Raw genomic sequence first — 17,801 nt, 5'->3', positions numbered from 1 at the left:
ACCTCGAGAATCCGCACAGCGGGGACGATCCGTGCCGCGGGGACGGTCCGCCGGCGCACGACGTTCCCGGTGGATCGACCACCCGGTGGGGGAGGGGAGTGCCGGGATGCGGCGAAGGCCGCCCCATCCGGAGATGAGGCGGCCTTCGCCGAGCGTGTGCCGTGATCAGGCGAGCGGGTTCCCGCCCTTCTCCTGCAGCTCCTGCAGGGCCTTCTTCTCGGCCTCGTGCTGTTCGTGCGCGATCCGCTCGTTGAGCGCCTGCTCCTCGGCGGAGTCGGGCACCAGCACCGTGCCGGTGCCGGGGGCACCCGCCGAGCCGAGCTTGTTCATCCGCTTCGGCAGCGCCGCGCCCTGGTAGGGCAGCGGGATCGGGTGACCGTGATCGTCGACCGGTCCCAGCGGCTGGTGGAGCTCGATGTACTCGCCCACCGGCTGGCGCCGGATGATGCCGGTCTCGATACCGTGCTCGAGCACCTCGCGGTCGCTGCGCTGCAGTGACAGGGCCCAGCGGTAGGCGATGAAGTACACCAGCGGCGGGATCACCAGCAGACCGATACGGCCCATCCAGGTGGTCGCGTTCAGCGAGATGTGGAACTTCAGCGCGATCACGTCGTTCATACAGCTCACCGTGAGGATGATGTAGAACGACAGCGCCATGGCGCCCACAGCGGTGCGGACCGGAGCGTCACGCGGACGCTGCAGCAGGTTGTGGTGGGCGTCGTCGCCGGTCAGCTTCTTCTCGATCCAGGGATACGCGAAGAGCAGACCGAAGATCACACCGATCACCACGACCACCCAGAAGATGGCCGGAATCGTGTAGTTGCCCAGGTAGAGCTCCCACGGCGGCATCAGGCGGGCGAAGCCGTCCGTCCACATCATGTAGATGTCCGGCTGAGAGCCGGCCGACACCTGTGCCGGGTTGTAGGGGCCGATCAGCCAGATCGCGTTGATCTGGAACAGACCCGACATCAGCGCCAGCGCACCGAAGGTGATGGCGAAGAAGGCGCCGCCCTTGGCCGCGAAGACCGGGAGGATCCGGACGCCGACGACGTTCTTCTCCGTGCGGCCCGGGCCGGGGAACTGCGTGTGCTTCTGGTACCAGACCAGCGCCAGGTGCGCACCGATCAGGGCCAGGATGATGGCCGGGAAGATCAGCACGTGCAGGACGTACATGCGCGGGATGATGATGTCGCCGGGGAAGTCGCCGTTGAACAGCGCCCACTGAATCCAGGTGCCGATCAGCGGAATGCCCAGGACGATACCGCTCATGGCGGCGCGGACGCCGGTGCCCGAGAGCAGGTCGTCCGGGAGCGAGTATCCGAAGAAGCCCTCGAACATGGCCAGCAGCAGCAGGAAGCAGCCGATGACCCAGTTCGCCTCACGCGGCCGCCGGAAGGCGCCGGTGAAGAAGATGCGCATCATGTGGATGATGATCGACGCGGCGAACAGCAGCGCGGCCCAGTGGTGGATCTGCCGCACGAACAGACCACCGCGGACCTCGAAGGAGATGTTCAGGGCGGTCTCGTAGGCGCGCGACATGGTCACACCGTTGAGCGGCTGGTAGGCGCCCTCGTAGGTGACGTGCGCCATCGACGGGTCGAAGAACAGGGTCAGGTACACGCCCGAGAGCAGCAGCACGATGAAGCTGTACAGCGCGAGCTCACCGAGCAGGAACGACCAGTGGGTGGGGAACACCTTGTTGATCTGGCGGCGGACGCCGGCCGCAAGGTGGTACCGCGAGTCGACCTCTTCTGCCTGCGTGGCGAGGCGGTCGGCGATCGTCATGACTTACGCTCCCAGAATGCCGGTCCGACGGGTTCGATGAATTCGCCGCCGTTGAACTCACGGTTGGCGACCATGTACCCCTGATTGTTCACCGTGATCGGCAGCTGAGCCAGGGCACGCGCGGCGGGTCCGAAGACGGGCTTGGCGTACTCGAGCGCATCGAACTGCGACTGGTGGCACGGGCAGAGGATCCGGTTGGTCTGCTGCTCGTACAACGACGTCGGGCAACCGAGGTGGCTGCAGATCTTGGTGTAGGCGAAGTAATCGCCGTAGTTGAAGCTCTCCTGCCCGCGACGCTTGATCGCGCGCTTGGCGTCCTCGGGCCGCAGCCGGATCAGCATGACCGGGTTGCGGGCCGCACGCAGCCCCTGGAGCAGCTTGTGACGGGACTCCTCGTTCTCGCCGTAGCCGTCCGAGACGCGCCACGGGAAGACGGTCTCCATGCCGCCGGCGTCGAGGTCCTCCGGCCGTACCAGGGCCACCTGGTACGGGTTGCCGGTGTCACGGCGCAGGAAGACGGTCTCCTCCGGGTCGGCCGGCGAGTTGTAGATCGGCGACCAGCCGGAGTGCCACAGCGGCGCCTTCTCGCGCTCGGCCCACGGGTTCTTGATGAACCCGCCGATCGCGGCGATCGCGCCGGAGAAGGCCAGCGCACCCAGACCGAACGCCGCGGAGCCGATGAGCATCTTGCGGCGGGGGAGGGTGGTGCTGTCGAGGGTGTCGTCCAGCTCGGCGGCGATGGTCTGCTTGTCGACCTCGTTCGAGCCGCCGTCGTGACGGTCCTGAACCGCGATCTCGGCGGGGATGAACCGCTTGGTCAGCTGGATGACACCGAAGCCGAAGAACAGGATCGCCAGACCGAAGGAGACGCCCAGGGCCGGGGTGTAGAAGGTGTACGCCCAGTACCCGTCCTCCTCCGGCATGGTGAATTCCCACCGGTTCCAGATGAAGAGGCCGAAGCCGGCCAGGGCGAGCAGACCGGACAGCACGAACCAGATCGCGACGGTGAACTCGGAGCGCTTCTCGGCCCGGGTGTCCGGCTCCGGGAACCGCGGCTCCCGGTGGATGATCTCCACGCCGTCCAGATTGGTGCCGAGGCGGACCTTGTCATCGCGCGACATGGCGTCGAGCTGGTCGTCCGACGGGACGTCGTTACTCGTTGCGCTCAATTTCGTGATCCAATCCACATCGCACCGGCGACGATCGCGGTGATGCCGACAACCCACATGACGATGCCCTCAGAAACCGGGCCGAATCCGCCGAGGCCGAAGCCGCCGATCGGGTTGGAGGTGTCCGCGTACCGGATGAAGCCGATGATGTCCTTCTTTTCCTCGACCGAGAGCTGCCGATTGGAGAACTTCGGCATGTTCTGCGGTCCGGTGACCATCGCAGTGTAGAGCTGCTGCTCGTTCACCCCGCTCAGCGGCGGAGCGTACTTACCACCGGAGAGCGCACCGCCACGACCGGTGAAGTTGTGGCACGACGCGCAGTTGAGACGGAAGAGCTCGGAACCGCGACCGAGGTCGTCACCCTGCAGCGAACCCATCGCCAGCACCGGCAGACCCTGGTCGTTGTACTTGATCGAGCCGTCCGGGTTGGTCTCGTACTTGACCCGGGGACCGCCGCCGAGGGCCTGGATATAGGCGCCGAGCTGATCGATCTGCGCCTCGGTGAACTTCTCCGGCTTGCGCTGGGCCTGTGCCTCACCGCGGGCGGCGGGCATACGGCCGGTGGAGACCTGGAAGTACACCGCGGCGTCACCGACGCCGAGCAGGGACGGACCGCGGTCCTTCACGCCTTCGAGGTTGGCGCCGTGGCAGGTGATGCAGGAGGTCTCGTACAGCTGCTTGCCCGCGGCGACCAGGGAGGCCTGGTTGGAGTCCGCGGTGGCGACCTGCGGCTTGGGCGACAGCAGGGCGGCCAGCAGGCCGGTGACGGCCAGGCCGAGCAGCAGGAAGGCGGTGCCGCCGGCGCGACGGCGCAGCTTACGGCGCGACTTGGCGCGGCGGCCGGCGTCTTTGGCGTTCCCGGCGGTCGAATCGCTCACTGCGGCGTCCGGGCCGCCGTCGAGCGGTTCGGACGGACTCGGTGGAGAAGATCTCATCGGTGACTCTCTACTAAGCGTTTTGGACTGTTTCGGTGGACGTCGGCCCGGGGCCGGCCGTCCGAAGGCCGCCGGGGCCTATTGAATGAAGTAAATGACCACGAAGAGGGCGATCCAGACGACGTCGACGAAGTGCCAGTAGTAGGACACGACGATCGCCGCGGTCGCCTGCGCCGGCGTGAACTTCGACAGCTTGGTGCGCACCAGCAGGAAGACGAAGGCGATCAGGCCGCCGATCACGTGCAGGCCGTGGAACCCGGTGGCCATGTAGAAGACCGAGCCGTAAGCGCTGGAGGAGAGCGTGGTGCCGTGCTCGATCAGGTGCAGGTACTCGTAGCCCTGACCGAGAACGAAGAAGGTGCCCATCACCAGGGTGAGGGTGTACCAGCGGCGCAGGCCGAAGACATCGCCGCGCTCCGCGGCGAAGACGCCGAACTGGCAGGTGAAGGAGCTCAGGATCAGCACCGTGGTGACCGGTACGGCCAGACCCAGGTTCAGCTCGGTCGGCGGCTGAGGCCAGCCGTCCGACGCATTGGCCCGGGCGACGAAGTACATCGCGAAAAGGCCGGCGAAGAACATCAACTCGCTCGACAACCAGACGATCGTGCCGACGCTGACCATGTTCGGACGGTTCAGCGAGTGCACGCGCGAGGTGATGGCGTTTCCTGAAGTACCCACAGCGCTAGTCACAAGAGAAGTATGACGGTTCGTAGTAAGCCGTGCCCACTCGGGTCCGAAATTGGTCGGAAAACTTTGCATCTCTGCTGGTGGTGCACTGTGCGGGGGGTCGGCTCCGGCGTGTCCCGCCATATCGGGCACAGTGAGTGCAGCACGCCCCGCAGACGCGGGTTGCGCGGCCGGGAAAGGTGGTACGGCGATGGGGTGCTTCAGTCGGCGACGGGGCACGGGCCGGCCCGTGCTGGAGCCCGACGATCGGCGGGCCCGGCCGATCGTGCTGAGCTACGACGACGCGGCGGCGAGCTCGACCGTGCTGTCCGGGGCCGGCGTCGACCCGGAGCGGCCGGTGATCCTGCGGCATCTCCTCTGGCTCCCGTCCGGTGCCTCGGAGGCGGCGCGCGGTCTCGCGGCTCAGGAACAGTACGTCCCCGGGCCGGAACTCCCGGAGGATCCGTCCGCCCCGGCCGGGCTGGAGCCGACCGTGCTGGTGCGGGTGCAGCGCGTGGACGCCCGGACCGTCTCGCAGGAGCGCTCCCGGATGGCGAGTCTGGCCTCGCGGCACGGCGGGGTGAGCGCCGGCTGGGCGGTAATGGACGTCGCGGACGGACAGGGCGCACCCGGCGATTAGGCTGGGCTCCGTGACCTCAGCACATTCTGGCGCGCAGTCCACCGGTCCGGCCCAGTCCGGGATCGTCCCGCCGACCCCCGCCGACCTGTCCTGGCCGTATGTGCTGGGGCGGGTCACCGACGGTCTGGATCTGACCGTGGACGAGGCCGCGTGGGCGATGCGCGAGATCATGTCCGACGCGGCCACCGGTGCACAGATCGCGGCGCTGGGAGTAGGCATCAAGATGAAGGGCGCCGCGCCGGCGGAACTGCGCGGCCTGGCCGACACCATGCTGGCCATGGCCAACCGGGTTCAGCTGGCCGGTCCGGCGCTCGACATCGTCGGCACCGGCGGCGACCGCTCACACACCGTGAACATCTCGACGATGACCTCGATCGTGGTGGCGGCGGCCGGAGTGCCGGTGATCAAGCACGGCAACCGGGCGGCGTCGAGCAAGAGCGGCGGCGCAGACGTGCTCGAGGCGCTGGGCGTGGCCATCTCGCTCGGCCCGGAGGCGGTGCGCCGGTGCGTGGACGAGGTGGGTATCGGCTTCTGCTTCGCTCCGGTCTTCCATCCGGCCTTCCGCTTCACCGGCCCGCCGCGCAAACAGATCGGCGTGCCCACCGTCTTCAACGTCCTCGGTCCGCTGACGAACCCGGCCGATCCGCCGGCCGGCCTGATCGGCTGCGCCTTCGTCGATCTGGCGCCGGTGCTGGCGCAGACCTTTGCCGAGCGCGGCAACCGGGTGCTGCTGGTGCGAGGCGACGACGGCCTCGATGAGCTGACCACCACCACCACGTCCACCGTCTGGCAGATCGTCGACGGTCAGGTCCGTGAGCAGACCGTCGACCCCCGGGACCTGGGCATCGAGTTGGTGGAGCTCTCGGCGCTGCAGGGCGGCGACGCCCAGGTGAACGCCGAGGCGGCCCGCGAACTCTTCCGCGGCGCCCGGGGCCCGGTGCGCGATGCGGTGGTGCTCAATGCCGCCGCCGCCGTGGTCGCCTACGAACAGGACCGGCTCTTCGAGGCCGGAGAACTGACCGCGGCGCTGCGGGAGGCCGCCGAGCGGGTGGGCCGGGTGCTCGACTCCGGCGCGGCCGAGCAGCGGCTGGACGAGTGGGCCGCGCTCAGCACCTCGCTGGCCGGCTGAGCCGGCCCGCGTCGGGGCGGCGGCAGGGATCGGAGGTCTGGGGGATCAGTCGTCGCCGATGGAGAAGCCGCCCTCGACCTCGCTGCTGGAGTAGCTGCGGAAGGCGATGTGGGTGGCGCTGTGACGCACCCCGGGCAGCCGGTTGATGCGGCCGGTGACCACCTCGGCGATCTCGTCGTGGCTGCGCACCCGGATCTTGGCGATCAGGTCGACGTCGCCGGCGCACGAATAGACCTCGGTGACCCCGGGAATGTCGGCGACGGCCTGCGCGGTCTCCGGGATCTGGTGGATGTCGGCGCCGATGAGGACGATGGCGGTGATCATGCCTGCCACGTTAGCCGGTCGCGGCGCCCGGGGCGGTCGCGACCGCGGCGCGGGCGGTGCGTGAGAAGCCGGCCCACCGGGCCGCGGCCCGGCTCGGCCAGTGCAGCGGTTCGGTGCTGCGCACCAGCCGGACTCCCGGCTCGCGCATCCAGCGGTCGATGAGGCCTGTCTCCTCGGCGGGCGCGCCGGCGAGCGGTCCCGCATCGGGGGTGGGCGGGAGCACCGTCGTCGCCGACGCGACGAGGGCATCGACGACCGGCATCGGGGGCACCCCGGCGGCGGCGCGGCCGGCGGCGGCCAGCCGGCCGTAACGGACCACCGACAGTTCCCAGCCGCCGGTGCCGTCGGGCCGGGCCAGCACCAGCTCGGCCACCCGGGCCAGTGCGGCCAGACGCTGACACCGGTCGAGGGCGTCGACGGTGGCGGCGAGCCGGTCGCGGGCGCGGGCGGCGGACTCGAATCGGCGCAGCTGCGCGAGCCGCTCGAGCCGGGCGGCGAGATCGGTGAGCAGCGCGTCGGAGCGGCCGGTGAACAGATCCTGGACCGCGCAGACCCGGAGCAGATAGTCCGACACGGTCTGCGGCCGGTCGCCGGCGGCGCGGCACAGGCCCGGCACGGCGGCGGCCAGCGGATCGGGGAGTGTCTCGGCGTTGCCGGGGCCCTCGCACCAGTGATGGTCGGCCCGGGTGAGCCGGGTGGTGCAGGTGCGCAGACCGGCGGCTCCGGAGATGACGTCGGCGATGTCGGCGGCTGCGGCGCGCCCGGAGATCGGGCCGAGCGCATCGGGGCCCGGGGTGCGGCTGACTTTGAGGCGACTGAAGCGCTCGGCGGTGAGGGTGATCCACCAGCCGCCGTGCGGGCTGCGGGAGCGGCGATTGTAGACCGGTTTGTGGACCCCGAGCAGGGTCAGTTCGCGGACCCCGGCCTCGAGGCCGTGGGCGCATTCGACGTGATCGACCCGCTGGGCCAGCCGCACCATCTCGGACATCCGGGCGCGGGCGTCGCCGGAGAAATAGGAGCCGACCCGGCGGCGCAGATCCACGGCGGTCCCGATATAGAGGACTTCGTCGCCCGGTCCGCGGAAGAGATAGACGCCCGGCCGGTGCGGCAGTCCGTCGGCCAGAGTCCGTTTGGCCCGCACATCCGCCCCGGCACGGGGGAGATAGCTGCGCAGGTCGGCGTACGTGCGCACGCCCCGGTTGCCGACCCGCTCGAGCAGCCGATGAAAGACGTCGACCGTGGCGCGGGCGTCGTCGAGTGCCCGGTGGGTGGGCTGGACCGAGACCTCGAAGAGCTCGGCCAGGACCGACAGCTTCACCGACGGGGCCTCCTGCCGGGACAGGATCCGGCGGGCCATCGCCACGGTGCACAGGGCCTCCGGGAATGTCCACGGCAGATCCATCCGGGCGGCACTGCGTTTGAGGAAGCCGACGTCGAAGCGGGCGTTGTGGGCCACCAGGATCGCGCCGCGGGCGAACTCGAAGAACGCCGGCAGGACCTGCTCGATGGGCGGGGCGTCGTAGGTCATGGCGGTGGTGATCCCGGTCAGGGTCACGATCTGCGGCGGGATCTCCCGGCCCGGGTTCACCAGGGTCGCGAACTCGCCGAGCACCTCGCCTCCGCGGATCTTGACCGCGCCGATCTCGGTGATGCGGTCGTGTTCGGCGCTGCCGCCGGTGGTCTCCAGGTCGACGACCACGAGCGTGAGGTCGTAGAGGGCGGTTGCGGCGAACTGTTCGCCGGTGGGCAGGTCGGCGAGACTGAGCTGCTCACCGGCACCTGCCGCCGGTCTACGGGCCCCAGCGTCCGGGGCGGGTCCGGTCCGGGGAATCACGTTCATGTGATTCACGGTAGGCCCGCCGTCGGACATCGCGGGGACGGCGGTCGCCGCCGGGGCGATGTCCGAGGGCGCCGATAGTCTCCAGCCCGGGTCGAGCCTTTGCCGGCCGGCCCGGCGTGTCGCGGCGGCTGCGTTGCGACCGCTCACCGCCCTGAAGCAACCCGATGAGAGGCAGATCACAGATGATGATCGACTGCGCCGCCTGCCCGGCCCGGAACCGGGCCTGCGCGGACTGCATGATGCAGGTCCTTTTCGCCCCGTCGACCAGGGACTTCGGTCCCGACGACCAATTGACCGGCGTCGATCACGAGATGTCCGAGGCGCTCGATGCGCTGGTCGCCGCGGCCCTGATCGCACCGGCCGCCGCCCGGGCCGCCCGGAACGGCATCGCTACAGGTCAGAGATCTTCCGGTGAATTCTCCGGGCAGTACCTCCGAGCGGTCTGACGGAGACGGCCGAGTGCTTGTTCGGCCCGGCGGCTAGACATGGGCGGACAGGTTTCGTAATCTTTCCGAGACCTTCCAAGAAGGAGCGGCCACACCGCCGCTCCGGGGAGTCACCGCCTAATCGCCCTCCGGCACTCCGGAAGGCGAACCGGGGAACCACCTTTTCCGGCCGCGTGGATACCGTGCGGCCCGGATCGGGGTGAATCGCCGAGGTGGACCCGTCCGGCAGCCCGGACGATCCGCCGAGGTGTAGGGCCATCTTCCGGCCCGAACCCGACAGCTAACCCGGTCGGCGGTCAGGGAGACATACAAGGAGAACTATTTCCGTGGCCAAACACCGTTTGGAACAGCCCAGCACCGGGCAGACCGCAGTGAAGACCGCTGTCGTGACCGGCTCGATCGCCATCGGCGCCCTCGCGCTGGCCGGCGGTTCGCACGCCGATGCCGCCCCCGTGCACATCCCGAACGTCGGCAACTTCGACATCCCGGGTCTCGATGACAAAGCCGTCCCGGACCAGTTCAAGCCGGGTCAGCAGGACGACGGTCCGCTGGGGCTGAACTCCCAGCAGGTGCGCGCCAAGAAGGCCGTCCGCGCTGCGGAGTCCAAGCTCGGCGCCCCGTACGTCTACGGTGCGGCCGGCCCCAACGCCTTCGACTGCTCGGGCCTGGTCCAGTGGTCGTACAAGCAGGCCGGCAAGACCCTCCCGCGCGACAGCTACGGACAGCTCGGCGGCGGCACCCCGGTGGCCTCGCTGGCCGCGGCCAAGCCCGGCGACGTGCTGATCTTCAACGGTGGCGGTCACGCCGGCCTCTATGTGGGCAACGGCACCTTCATCCACGCCTCGACCGAGGGCGTACCGGTGAAGAAGGACAAGGTCAAGGCCTGGAGCCTCACCGGTATCCGTCGCTACTGAGCGGTGTGAACAGTCGCCGGCAGGGCGGGCGGGACGCGGAAGACGCGGCCTGCTCGCCCTGCTCGGGCAGGGGATGGAAGTGACGACGATGCGCAGGTTCTCGATCATCGCGGCGCTGGTCGCGGTGCTCGCCGTGGTGGCCGGCGTGGTGACACCACCGGTCGCGCAGGCCGAGCCGCAGCAGACCGCGGGCTCGGTCCTCAAGCGCTACAAGGCGCTTTCGGTGAAGGCCGAGAAGACGGCCGAGGCCATGAACAAGGCCCAGGACGAGTACGACAAGCAGCGCAAGATCGTCGCCGCCTCCCGGAAGGAGGCGGCCGCCGCCGCCAAGCGGCAGAAGGCCGCGCAGGCGAAGATGGCCGGGTCGCAGGACAAGGTCGACGCGCTGGTGCGCGCCAGCTACCGGGGCGCCCGGGTGAACCGGATGTACGCCCTGCTGGTCAGCGACTCCCCGCAGCGCCTGCTGGACAACATGACCGATCTGGAAGTGATCTCCCGCCAGGCCGCCGCCGACCTGAAGGCCCTGCGCGAGACCGCCGATGCCGCCGCCGCCGCCGAGAAGAAGGCGCGCGACACCGGTGCGAAGGCCGCCGCCGCCGTCAAGGCCACCGAGAAGACCCGCGGCGAACTGCAGGAGCAGCAGGGCAAGCTGCAGCTCGAAGCCGTCACCATCCGCGCCGTGTACAAGGCGATGACCGGTGAAGAACTGGCCGCGCTGCGCGGACCGCGCTATTCGTTCGATGTGAAGTCGGTGCCCAAGGGCACCGCGCCCCATCTGGTGGCGGTGCAGGCCGCGCTCAGCCGGATCGGCGACCCGTATGTGTGGGGCGCGACCGGACCGCACCAGTTCGACTGTTCCGGGCTGATGGTCTGGGCGTACAAGCAGGCCGGAGTCGGTCTTCCGCGCACCAGCCAGGCGCAGCTCGGCGGCGGCAAGCCCGTCGCCCGGGACGATCTGCGGCCGGGCGATCTGATCATCTACTATCCGGACGGCCACCACGTGGGCATGTACGTCGGCGACGGCTACGTCATCCACGCCTCGACCTTCGGCGTTCCGGTCGCCGTGGTGCCGGTGGACAAGGGCGGACCGTACAACGCCGCGCGACGGTACTGACTTGCCGCGATCGTCGCGGCCCCGCCGCCTGACGGCCGTCGCCCTGGCGACGGCGATGCTGATGCCGCTCGCCGCCTGCGGTGATTCCGGCGACGGTGCGCCCCCGGCCGAATCGGCCGGCACCAGCACCCCGGCGAACGCCTACGAGCAGCAGCGCAACGAGGGGGTGCAGCGGCTGCTCGACGCCCTGAGCGCCGCGGTGCTCAGCGGCGATCGCCGCGACCTCGACGTCCTCATCGACCCGCTGGCCACCGACGCCTTCCGCGCCGGCCTGCACCGGTTGCAGGACCGGCTCGGCGCCGCGGCCCGGCCGGCCCCCTCGTCCGCCAGACCGTCGTCCGCCACCCCGTCTGCGACAGCCCCCTCTACTGCGACCACTCCGTCTGCAGCCGGTACAAGCGCCACCGCGTCGCGTCCGGCGCGATCGTCGGCCGGCAGTAGCACTGCGCCGGCCCGCACCCGCGGAGTCCCGCTGGTGCTCAACCACTTCGGCTACCGGATCCGCTCGTCGGATGACGCCGAGCCGCGCATCAACGGCACTCTGGACGTGGCACTCTCGGAGGCCGGCAGCAGCGACAGCTGGATCGCACCGGTGGCGCTGCGCTACGCCCTCGGCGGCGCCGGCCGGCCCGGCGTGGACGAGCCGGTGATCGCGCTGCCGGAGACCTTCGCGCTGGCCCGCTACGACGACGACTGGAAGCTGCTCGGCGACGGCTCGCTGGCCGCGGACGCCGGGGTGCAGGACGGGCAGTCCGCGCAACCGGCCGAGGTGGGGCCGTGGACCTACCCGGGGCTGCTGGCCGCGTCAGTGCGCACCGACGGCGGGCAGTCGGCGGTGCTGTCGTATCCGGGCACCGAAGCCGCGGTGGCCCGGGTGGAGGACGCCCTGCCGAAGGCGGTCACGGTGGTCAGCGACTTCTGGGGCCGGGACTGGCCGCGCCGTGCGGTGATCGAGGTGACCGCCGGTGACGACCAGTTCGCCGGGCTCACGCGCACCCGGAGCGGCCAGACCTCGGCGGCCGCCGCCGCGACCGTCTACTCCCGGATCGACCGGGAGGACAAGCAGGTGATCGGTCAGCGCGTGGTGCTCTCGCCGAATGCGCTGGGTCTGACCGACGCCGGGGTGGGCGTGGTCCTGCGGCATGAGCTCACCCATGTGGCGACCCGTCTGCAGACCGCCGACGACGCACCCATGTGGCTGACCGAGGGCGTCGCCGAGTACCTCGGCCGGCGCGGAACCTACCGTGAGTTCACCGAGGTGGCACCGGATCTGGCGACCGCCGTCGCCGGCGGATCCGTGCCGCAGGCGCTGCCCGACGACGAACAGTTCTCGGTCAGCACCGATCAGGCCCGGCTGGCCTACCAGAGCGCCTGGAGCTTCGCCGCCTACCTGGCCGGGGCCTTCGGCGAGAACAAGCTCAAGCAGCTGTACCTGGCGATCGCCCCGGCACCTGGCGACGACGCCGCCGATCGGGCGTTCACCGACGTACTGGGCCGGGACCGGGCCGCCGTGGTGCGGCAGTGGGGCGACTGGCTGCGCAAGCAGGTGAAGTGATGCGGCGGACCCTGTTGCTCACCAACGACTTCCCGCCTCGGCCCGGCGGCATCCAGTCGTACCTGGAGAACCTCGTCGCCCATCTGCCGGCCGACGAGGTGATCGTCTACGCGCCCGCATGGAAGGGCTGCGCGAGTTACGACGCCGCAGCCGGCTACCGGGTGGTCCGGCACCCCACGTCCCTCATGCTGCCAACCCCGGCGGTGGCCCGCCGGGCGGCGAAACTGGTGCGCGAGAACGACATCCAGACCGTGTGGTTCGGCGCCGCAGCGCCGCTCGCGGTGCTCGGACCGGTGCTGCGCCGGGCCGGCGCTGAGCGCATCGTGGCCAGCACCCACGGCCACGAGGTGGGCTGGTCGATGCTGCCGGCGGCCCGGCAGGTACTGCGGGCGATCGGCGACGACGCCGATGTGATCACCTTCGTCAGCCGCTACACCCGCGGCCGGTTCGCGGCCGCCTTCGGCCGCCGATCCCGGCTGGAGTACCTGCCCTGCGGGGTGGACGTGGACCGTTTCGCCCCGGATCCGGCGGGCCGGGCGATGCTGCGCGAACGCTACGGACTCGGCGAGGCTCCAGTGGTGCTGTGCCTGTCCCGGCTGGTGCCGCGCAAGGGACAGGACGTCCTGATCAAGGCGATGCCGCAGATGCTGGCGGCTCAGCCCGAACTGCGGCTGGCCATCGTCGGGGGCGGCCCCTACCGCGAGCACCTGGAGGAGTTGGCCGGGAAGACCGGAGTGGCCGGGTCGGTACTGTTCACCGGCACCGTGCCGGCGGCCGAACTGCCCACCCACCATGCGATGGCCGATGTCTTCGCCATGCCCACCCGCACCCGCGGCGGAGGATTGGACGTGGAAGGGCTCGGAATCGTCTTCCTCGAGGCCTCGGCGACCGGGATCCCGGTGGTCGCCGGTGATTCGGGCGGCGCCCCGGAGACCGTGCGCGACGGGGTGACCGGGACGGTGGTCGACGGCCGGGACGTGGCGGCCGTGGCCGACGCGGTGCTCGAGCTCCTGGCCGATCCCCGGCGGGCCGCGGCGATGGGGGCGGCCGGCCGGGAGTGGATCACCGAGCGCTGGCAGTGGCGGCAGCAGGCCGCCCGGCTGGCCCAGCTGCTCTGACGGCGGTGCGAGCGGGCCGCCGCCGCGACGGCCCGCTGCGGCCTATTTGGCGTAGATCGCCTCGATCTCGTCGCCGAACTTGTCGACCACCACATTGCGCTTGACCTTCAGCGTGGGGGTCAGCTCACCGGTGTCCTCGGTGAAGTCGCTGGTGAGCACGCGGATCTTCTTGATCGCCTCGGCGTGCGAGACGGTGCTGTTGGCCTCGTCGACGATGGTCTGGAGCTCGGCGAGCAGTGTGGGATCGTTCACCAGTTCGCTCATCGGCGTCGCGGCCGGCTTGCCGTTGCGCTCGAGCCAGGCCGGAATCACCTCGGGGTCGATGGTGATCAGCGCGCTGATGAACGGTCGCTGATCGCCCACGACCATCGCCTGCGAGACCAGGTGGTGCGCCCGGATGATGTCCTCGAGCGGTGCCGGCGAGACGTTCTTGCCGCCCGCGGTGACGATGATCTCCTTCTTGCGGCCGGTGATCTTGAGGTAGCCCTCGCCGTCGAGCTGCCCGATGTCGCCGGTGTGGAACCAGCCGTCGGTGATGGCCTGCTCGGTGGCCTCCGGATTCTGCCAGTAGCCGGTGAAGACCACGTCGCCGCCCAGCATGACCTCTCCGTCCTCGGCGATGCGCACCGCGTTGCCGGGGATCGGCCGGCCGACGGTGCCCATCCGGACGTGGCCCGGAGTGTTGACGCAGACCGCGGCGGTGGTCTCGGTGAGGCCGTAGCCCTCGTAGACCGGGATGCCCACACCGCGGAAGAAGTGGCCCAGGCGGGCGCCGAGCGGGGCGCCGCCGGAGATCGCCAGCTCGCACTGTCCGCCGAGGGCGGTGCGCAGCTTGCTGTAGACCAGCGTGTTGTAGAGCTTGTGCTGCAGGCTCAGCAGCGGGCCGGGTCCGGATCCGTCGACCGCCTTGGAGTAGGCGATGGCCACGGCGGCGGCGCGATCGAAGATCTTGCCCTTGACCGGATTCTCGTCGTAGGCCTTCTGCCGGGCCGAGTTGTAGACCTTCTCGAAGACGCGCGGCACCGACAGGATCAGCGACGGCCGGAAGACCTCGAAGGTCGGCAGCAGGTTCTTGATGTCGGCCGTGTAGCCCACCTCGACACCGGCTTCGAGCGCCACCAGGTTGATGGCGCGGGCGAGCACATGGGCCATCGGCAGGAACAGCAGCAGCCGCTTGCCGGGGCCGAGCAGGGTGCTCAGGCTGGTGTCGAGCACGCCGGCGATCTCGCCGAGCATGTTCGAGTGCTTGAGCATGACGCCCTTGGGGCGGCCGGTGGTGCCGGAGGTGTAGATCAGGGTGGCCGGGGAGTCGGCGCGCAGGGTGCGCCGGCGGGCGGTGACCTCGTCGTCGGCCACGTCCTTGCCGCGTTCGGTGAGCAGCTCGATCACTCCGGGGCCTGCGGCGGGTTCGATCTCGAAGACCTGCACCTGGTCGGTGACGGCAGAGACCTCGGTGAGGATCTCCCGATGCTTGGGCGTCTCGACGACGATCGCCGTGGCCGCCGAATCCTGCATGATCCAGTCGATCTGGGCGGCCGACGACGAATCGTAGATCGGCACCGGGGTGGCGCCGACGGACCAGATCGCGAAGTCGATCAGGGTCCACTCGATCCGGGTGGCCGAGAGCAGGGCGACGCGGTCGCCCTCGGTGATCCCCGAGGCGATCAGCCCCTTGGCCACGGCGGTGATGGTGGCGGTGGCCTCGCCGGCGGTGACCGGCAGCCAGACCTCGCCCTCCTGGCGGCGGAAGATCGTCTTGCCGGGATCGGCGGCGGCGATATCGAAGATGACGTCGGTCGCATTCCGCTCCGGCGGGATCGTGTACTCGGCGGGGGCGCGGAACTCAACCATCGGCAAACACCTTCCAGACTTCGGCATACTCGTCAGATGACGACCACGGGTATTCTACGATCCTGCGTCCACGTCAGGGACGCGCACCATGGTTTCGGTGAAAGGGGCGCTGCTTCCCTCTCCCGGACCGGTGTGTGATGCTTAGGTCCGTGACGAGTATTCAAGTGGCCGACGAGACCTTCGTCGCCGCCTCGCCGCGACTGGCCGGGACCGTGGTCGCCGACCGGGCCCGCTGGCGTCAATGGTGGCCGGATCTGCGGCTGACCGTGGTCGAGGATCGCGGCGATGCCGGGGTGCGCTGGAAAGTCGACGGTCCGCTGTCGGGCACCATGGAGATCTGGTGCGAGGCCGTCCTCGACGGCTTCGTCCTGCACTACTTCCTGCACGCCGAGCCCACCGGCCCGCTGCCGCAGGAGCCGACGCGCCTCGCCGCGGAGCTGGCCGAGCGGAACCGGCTGCGCCGGGTGGCGGGCAAGTCGATGTCCTTCCAGGTCAAGGCGATGCTCGAGAGCGGTCGCGGGATCGGCGATCCGGCGGTCGCCGGTCCGGGGGAGTGAGCGTGGCCGACCATACTGAACGCAGCATCGTCATCGGCGCCGACGTGGCGCCGATCATGGCGGTGATCGCCGACTTCGAGCATTACCCGACCTGGGTCACCTCCGCCCGCGAGGTGACCGTGCTCGAGCGCGACGCCGCCGGGCGGGGGCTGGTGGTGCGCTTCGTGCTCGACGCCGGAGTGCTCGCCGACACCTACGAACTGCGCTACGACTGGGCCGCCGACGGCACCGCCGTCTCCTGGGAACTGGTCTCGAGCGATCTGCAGCGCGGGCAGCGCGGCAGCTACCGGCTCGATCAGCAGGTTCCCGGCTCGACCAAGGTGACCTATTCGCTGATGGTGGATCTGAAGATCCCGATGATCAGCCAGCTCAAGCGACGCGCGGAGAAGGCGATCACCGAGACCGCCCTCGGCGAACTGAAGAAGAGGGTCGAAGGCTGATCGATCTGTCCGACATCCATCTGCTGCTCGGCTCCGGTGGCGCGGGGACGTCCGTGCTGTCCGCAGCCGGCGCCCTGATCGCCGCGCAGGCGCAGCGCACCCGGGGCGGTGTGCCGCCGCTGCACGACTCGGCCGGGGTGCTGCTGGTGACGCTCGACCCCCGCTCGCCGCTCCCGGCTCAGCTGGGCGTGTTCCGGCGGCCGGGCGAGCCGGTCGCGGTGACCGGCGAACTGGATCTGCTGCACCTGGATCCGCTGGCCGCCGTGGAATCGGCCTGGCACGACTTCACCGCCGCACTGCTGACGGTGGCCGGCGGACGCCATCCGCTGCCGTTGGTGGGCACCCTGGCGTCGGTGGCGCCGGGCGAGATGACGGCGCTGCCCGGCGCCCAGGAGTTCCTGCTGCTGCGGAGGATCCGGGACGCGGCCACCTCGGGTCGCTGGGACCGCATCGTGGTGGACCTGTCCGGCGTCGGGGATCCGTTCGCGCTGCTGCGGGCGCCCACCCTGCTGGCCACCACCGTCGAGCGGCTCTGGCCGCGGCACCGCCGGCTGGCGCAGGCATCCGAGCAGCCGGCGCTGGCGCAGCTGGCCGGCGCGGTGGAGAGCATCGGCCGGGACTGCGACGACCTGCGCGAGCTGCTGGCCGACCCGTCGGCGGTGGCCGCGCACCTGGTCCTCGACGGCGGCGAACGCGGCCGGCGCCAGTGCCCCGATCAACTGGCGATCGCCGAACTGCTGGGCCTGCCGCTGCGTTCGGTGCTGGTCAATCCGGGCGCGGGCGGGCTCGACCCGCAGCCGGTCCTCGAGTGCGCCGCCGAGCTGCTCTCCGGGGCGCCGGCGCAGCCGCAGATCGCGGCGGTGCCGCACGTCGACGGTCCGCTCGACCGGCTTTCACGGCTGCGCCGGCTCACCGTGGACCTTCCCGGTCCCGACGGTCGGGCGCACGGTTCGGGGGCGCTGGAGGTGGTCCACCGCGGCGGCTCCGGGCTCGAGGCGGTCTACGAGCTGAGCTGGCGGCAGGGTCTGCCCGAACCGGACAGGCTCGTGCTGGGCCGGTCGGGCGACGACCTGCTGGTGACCGTCTCGGGATTCCGGCATCCGGTGCGGCTGCCGTCGGTGCTGCGCCGATGCACGGTGGCCGGGGCGCAGTGGGCACACGGCCGGCTCACCGTCGAGTTCACCCCGGACCCGGCGGTGTGGCCGCAGCGCGCCGGGCGGCGCTGACCGCTGCGCATCCGGCTGCGGTGACCCGGGGTTCGTTCCGGTCGGTACGGGCGGGTAACCTGTGAGGCTACAGTCAGTGGCGTCGGCCTACG

At 70.4% G+C, this 17,801-nt stretch carries 17 protein-coding genes and 1 riboswitch; of the genes, 10 read left to right on the top strand and 7 right to left on the bottom strand.

Annotated features, from left to right (window positions below):
* Positions 1 to 165: 165 nt before the first annotated feature.
* From ACJMNC_RS11440 to ACJMNC_RS11425, 4 genes are all read right to left on the bottom strand, one after another.
* Positions 166 to 1,785 carry a cytochrome b gene (locus ACJMNC_RS11440; protein WP_408948078.1) on the bottom strand — a complete coding sequence of 540 codons (1,620 nt, stop codon included), beginning with the start codon at positions 1,783 to 1,785 and terminating at the stop codon, positions 166 to 168.
* On the bottom strand, positions 1,782 to 2,954 hold the full coding sequence (locus ACJMNC_RS11435) for a ubiquinol-cytochrome c reductase iron-sulfur subunit (RefSeq protein WP_408948077.1): 1,173 nt from the start codon (positions 2,952 to 2,954) through the stop codon (positions 1,782 to 1,784). The genes ACJMNC_RS11440 and ACJMNC_RS11435 overlap by 4 nt, the downstream gene beginning before the upstream one ends.
* Positions 2,951 to 3,889, bottom strand: a complete 939-nt coding sequence (locus ACJMNC_RS11430) for a c-type cytochrome (protein ID WP_408948076.1) — start codon at positions 3,887 to 3,889, stop codon at positions 2,951 to 2,953. Before ACJMNC_RS11430 ends, ACJMNC_RS11435 begins: the two co-directional genes overlap by 4 nt.
* A gap of 78 nt (positions 3,890 to 3,967) precedes the next feature.
* Positions 3,968 to 4,579, bottom strand: a complete 612-nt coding sequence (locus ACJMNC_RS11425) for a heme-copper oxidase subunit III (RefSeq protein WP_408948075.1) — start codon at positions 4,577 to 4,579, stop codon at positions 3,968 to 3,970.
* Between the two features lie 226 nt (positions 4,580 to 4,805).
* Between ACJMNC_RS11425 and ACJMNC_RS11420 the strand changes: the two genes are divergently transcribed.
* Both ACJMNC_RS11420 and trpD read left to right on the top strand, forming a co-directional pair.
* Positions 4,806 to 5,195, top strand: coding sequence for a hypothetical protein (locus tag ACJMNC_RS11420; protein WP_408948074.1), 390 nt, complete (start codon positions 4,806 to 4,808; stop codon positions 5,193 to 5,195).
* Positions 5,196 to 5,256: 61 nt separating this feature from the next.
* Positions 5,257 to 6,324 carry an anthranilate phosphoribosyltransferase gene (trpD, locus tag ACJMNC_RS11415; RefSeq protein ID WP_408948179.1) on the top strand — a complete coding sequence of 356 codons (1,068 nt, stop codon included), beginning with the start codon at positions 5,257 to 5,259 and terminating at the stop codon, positions 6,322 to 6,324.
* A 45-nt stretch (positions 6,325 to 6,369) separates the two neighbouring features.
* On the opposite strand, the gene ACJMNC_RS11410 is transcribed toward trpD, so the two are convergent.
* Both ACJMNC_RS11410 and ACJMNC_RS11405 read right to left on the bottom strand, forming a co-directional pair.
* Positions 6,370 to 6,648 (bottom strand): Lrp/AsnC family transcriptional regulator, encoded by a 279-nt coding sequence (locus tag ACJMNC_RS11410; protein WP_408948073.1) that lies wholly within the window; start codon positions 6,646 to 6,648, stop codon positions 6,370 to 6,372.
* A 10-nt stretch (positions 6,649 to 6,658) separates the two neighbouring features.
* Positions 6,659 to 8,488: a DEDD exonuclease domain-containing protein gene (locus ACJMNC_RS11405; RefSeq protein ID WP_408948072.1), complete on the bottom strand. Its 1,830-nt coding sequence runs from the start codon at positions 8,486 to 8,488 to the stop codon at positions 6,659 to 6,661.
* Between the two features lie 164 nt (positions 8,489 to 8,652).
* Between ACJMNC_RS11405 and ACJMNC_RS11400 the strand changes: the two genes are divergently transcribed.
* The 5 genes from ACJMNC_RS11400 (at position 8,653) to ACJMNC_RS11380 (ending at position 13,635) form a co-directional block, all read left to right on the top strand.
* Entirely contained in the window at positions 8,653 to 8,934 is a 282-nt protein-coding gene (locus tag ACJMNC_RS11400; RefSeq protein WP_408948071.1) for a hypothetical protein, read from the top strand.
* 104 nt (positions 8,935 to 9,038) lie between these two features.
* Positions 9,039 to 9,243: riboswitch (cyclic di-AMP (ydaO/yuaA leader) on the top strand.
* 17 nt (positions 9,244 to 9,260) lie between these two features.
* Positions 9,261 to 9,848 (top strand): C40 family peptidase, encoded by a 588-nt coding sequence (locus ACJMNC_RS11395; RefSeq protein ID WP_408948070.1) that lies wholly within the window; start codon positions 9,261 to 9,263, stop codon positions 9,846 to 9,848.
* A gap of 88 nt (positions 9,849 to 9,936) precedes the next feature.
* Positions 9,937 to 10,962, top strand: a complete 1,026-nt coding sequence (locus ACJMNC_RS11390) for a C40 family peptidase (protein WP_408948069.1) — start codon at positions 9,937 to 9,939, stop codon at positions 10,960 to 10,962.
* Position 10,963: 1 nt separating this feature from the next.
* Positions 10,964 to 12,517 carry a peptidase MA family metallohydrolase gene (locus ACJMNC_RS11385; protein ID WP_408948068.1) on the top strand — a complete coding sequence of 518 codons (1,554 nt, stop codon included), beginning with the start codon at positions 10,964 to 10,966 and terminating at the stop codon, positions 12,515 to 12,517.
* The gene (locus ACJMNC_RS11380) at positions 12,517 to 13,635 is read left to right on the top strand and encodes a glycosyltransferase family 4 protein (RefSeq protein ID WP_408948067.1); all 1,119 of its coding nucleotides are present in this window, start codon (positions 12,517 to 12,519) and stop codon (positions 13,633 to 13,635) included. The genes ACJMNC_RS11385 and ACJMNC_RS11380 overlap by 1 nt, the downstream gene beginning before the upstream one ends.
* A gap of 42 nt (positions 13,636 to 13,677) precedes the next feature.
* Here the strand turns inward: ACJMNC_RS11380 and ACJMNC_RS11375 are convergent, their stop codons facing one another.
* Positions 13,678 to 15,486 carry an AMP-dependent synthetase/ligase gene (locus tag ACJMNC_RS11375; protein WP_408948066.1) on the bottom strand — a complete coding sequence of 603 codons (1,809 nt, stop codon included), beginning with the start codon at positions 15,484 to 15,486 and terminating at the stop codon, positions 13,678 to 13,680.
* A 134-nt stretch (positions 15,487 to 15,620) separates the two neighbouring features.
* Here ACJMNC_RS11375 and ACJMNC_RS11370 point away from each other — a divergent pair, with 134 nt between their 5' ends.
* Genes ACJMNC_RS11370 through ACJMNC_RS11360 form a run of 3 tightly spaced genes read left to right on the top strand, consistent with a single transcriptional unit; the run spans position 15,621 to position 17,709 of the window.
* A complete protein-coding gene (locus ACJMNC_RS11370; RefSeq protein ID WP_408948065.1) occupies positions 15,621 to 16,043 on the top strand; it encodes a hypothetical protein in 423 nt (140 codons plus the stop codon).
* Between the two features lie 2 nt (positions 16,044 to 16,045).
* Entirely contained in the window at positions 16,046 to 16,483 is a 438-nt protein-coding gene (locus tag ACJMNC_RS11365; protein ID WP_408948064.1) for an SRPBCC family protein, read from the top strand.
* A gap of 20 nt (positions 16,484 to 16,503) precedes the next feature.
* A complete protein-coding gene (locus ACJMNC_RS11360; RefSeq protein WP_408948178.1) occupies positions 16,504 to 17,709 on the top strand; it encodes an ArsA family ATPase in 1,206 nt (401 codons plus the stop codon).
* Positions 17,710 to 17,801: the final 92 nt, after the last annotated feature.

This window comes from Gordonia sp. VNK21 (genome assembly GCF_046098115.1).
In the GTDB taxonomy this organism is placed as follows: Bacteria; Actinomycetota; Actinomycetes; order Mycobacteriales; family Mycobacteriaceae; genus Gordonia.
Note: the sequence above shows the minus strand (reverse complement) of the source record. Positions and strands in the feature narration are given on the sequence as shown.

What these genes read in the sequence shown, in the direction of transcription:
- ACJMNC_RS11440 (WP_408948078.1), bottom strand. Translation starts at nt 1,785, where the DNA reads ATGACGATCGCCGACCGCCTCGCCACGCAGGCAGAAGAGGTCGACTCG.
- ACJMNC_RS11430 (WP_408948076.1), bottom strand. Translation starts at nt 3,889, where the DNA reads ATGAGATCTTCTCCACCGAGTCCGTCCGAACCGCTCGACGGCGGCCCG.
- ACJMNC_RS11410 (WP_408948073.1), bottom strand. Translation starts at nt 6,648, where the DNA reads ATGATCACCGCCATCGTCCTCATCGGCGCCGACATCCACCAGATCCCG.
- ACJMNC_RS11405 (WP_408948072.1), bottom strand. Translation starts at nt 8,488, where the DNA reads ATGAACGTGATTCCCCGGACCGGACCCGCCCCGGACGCTGGGGCCCGT.
- ACJMNC_RS11400 (WP_408948071.1), top strand. Translation starts at nt 8,653, where the DNA reads ATGAGAGGCAGATCACAGATGATGATCGACTGCGCCGCCTGCCCGGCC.
- ACJMNC_RS11390 (WP_408948069.1), top strand. Translation starts at nt 9,937, where the DNA reads ATGCGCAGGTTCTCGATCATCGCGGCGCTGGTCGCGGTGCTCGCCGTG.
- ACJMNC_RS11380 (WP_408948067.1), top strand. Translation starts at nt 12,517, where the DNA reads ATGCGGCGGACCCTGTTGCTCACCAACGACTTCCCGCCTCGGCCCGGC.
- ACJMNC_RS11375 (WP_408948066.1), bottom strand. Translation starts at nt 15,486, where the DNA reads ATGGTTGAGTTCCGCGCCCCCGCCGAGTACACGATCCCGCCGGAGCGG.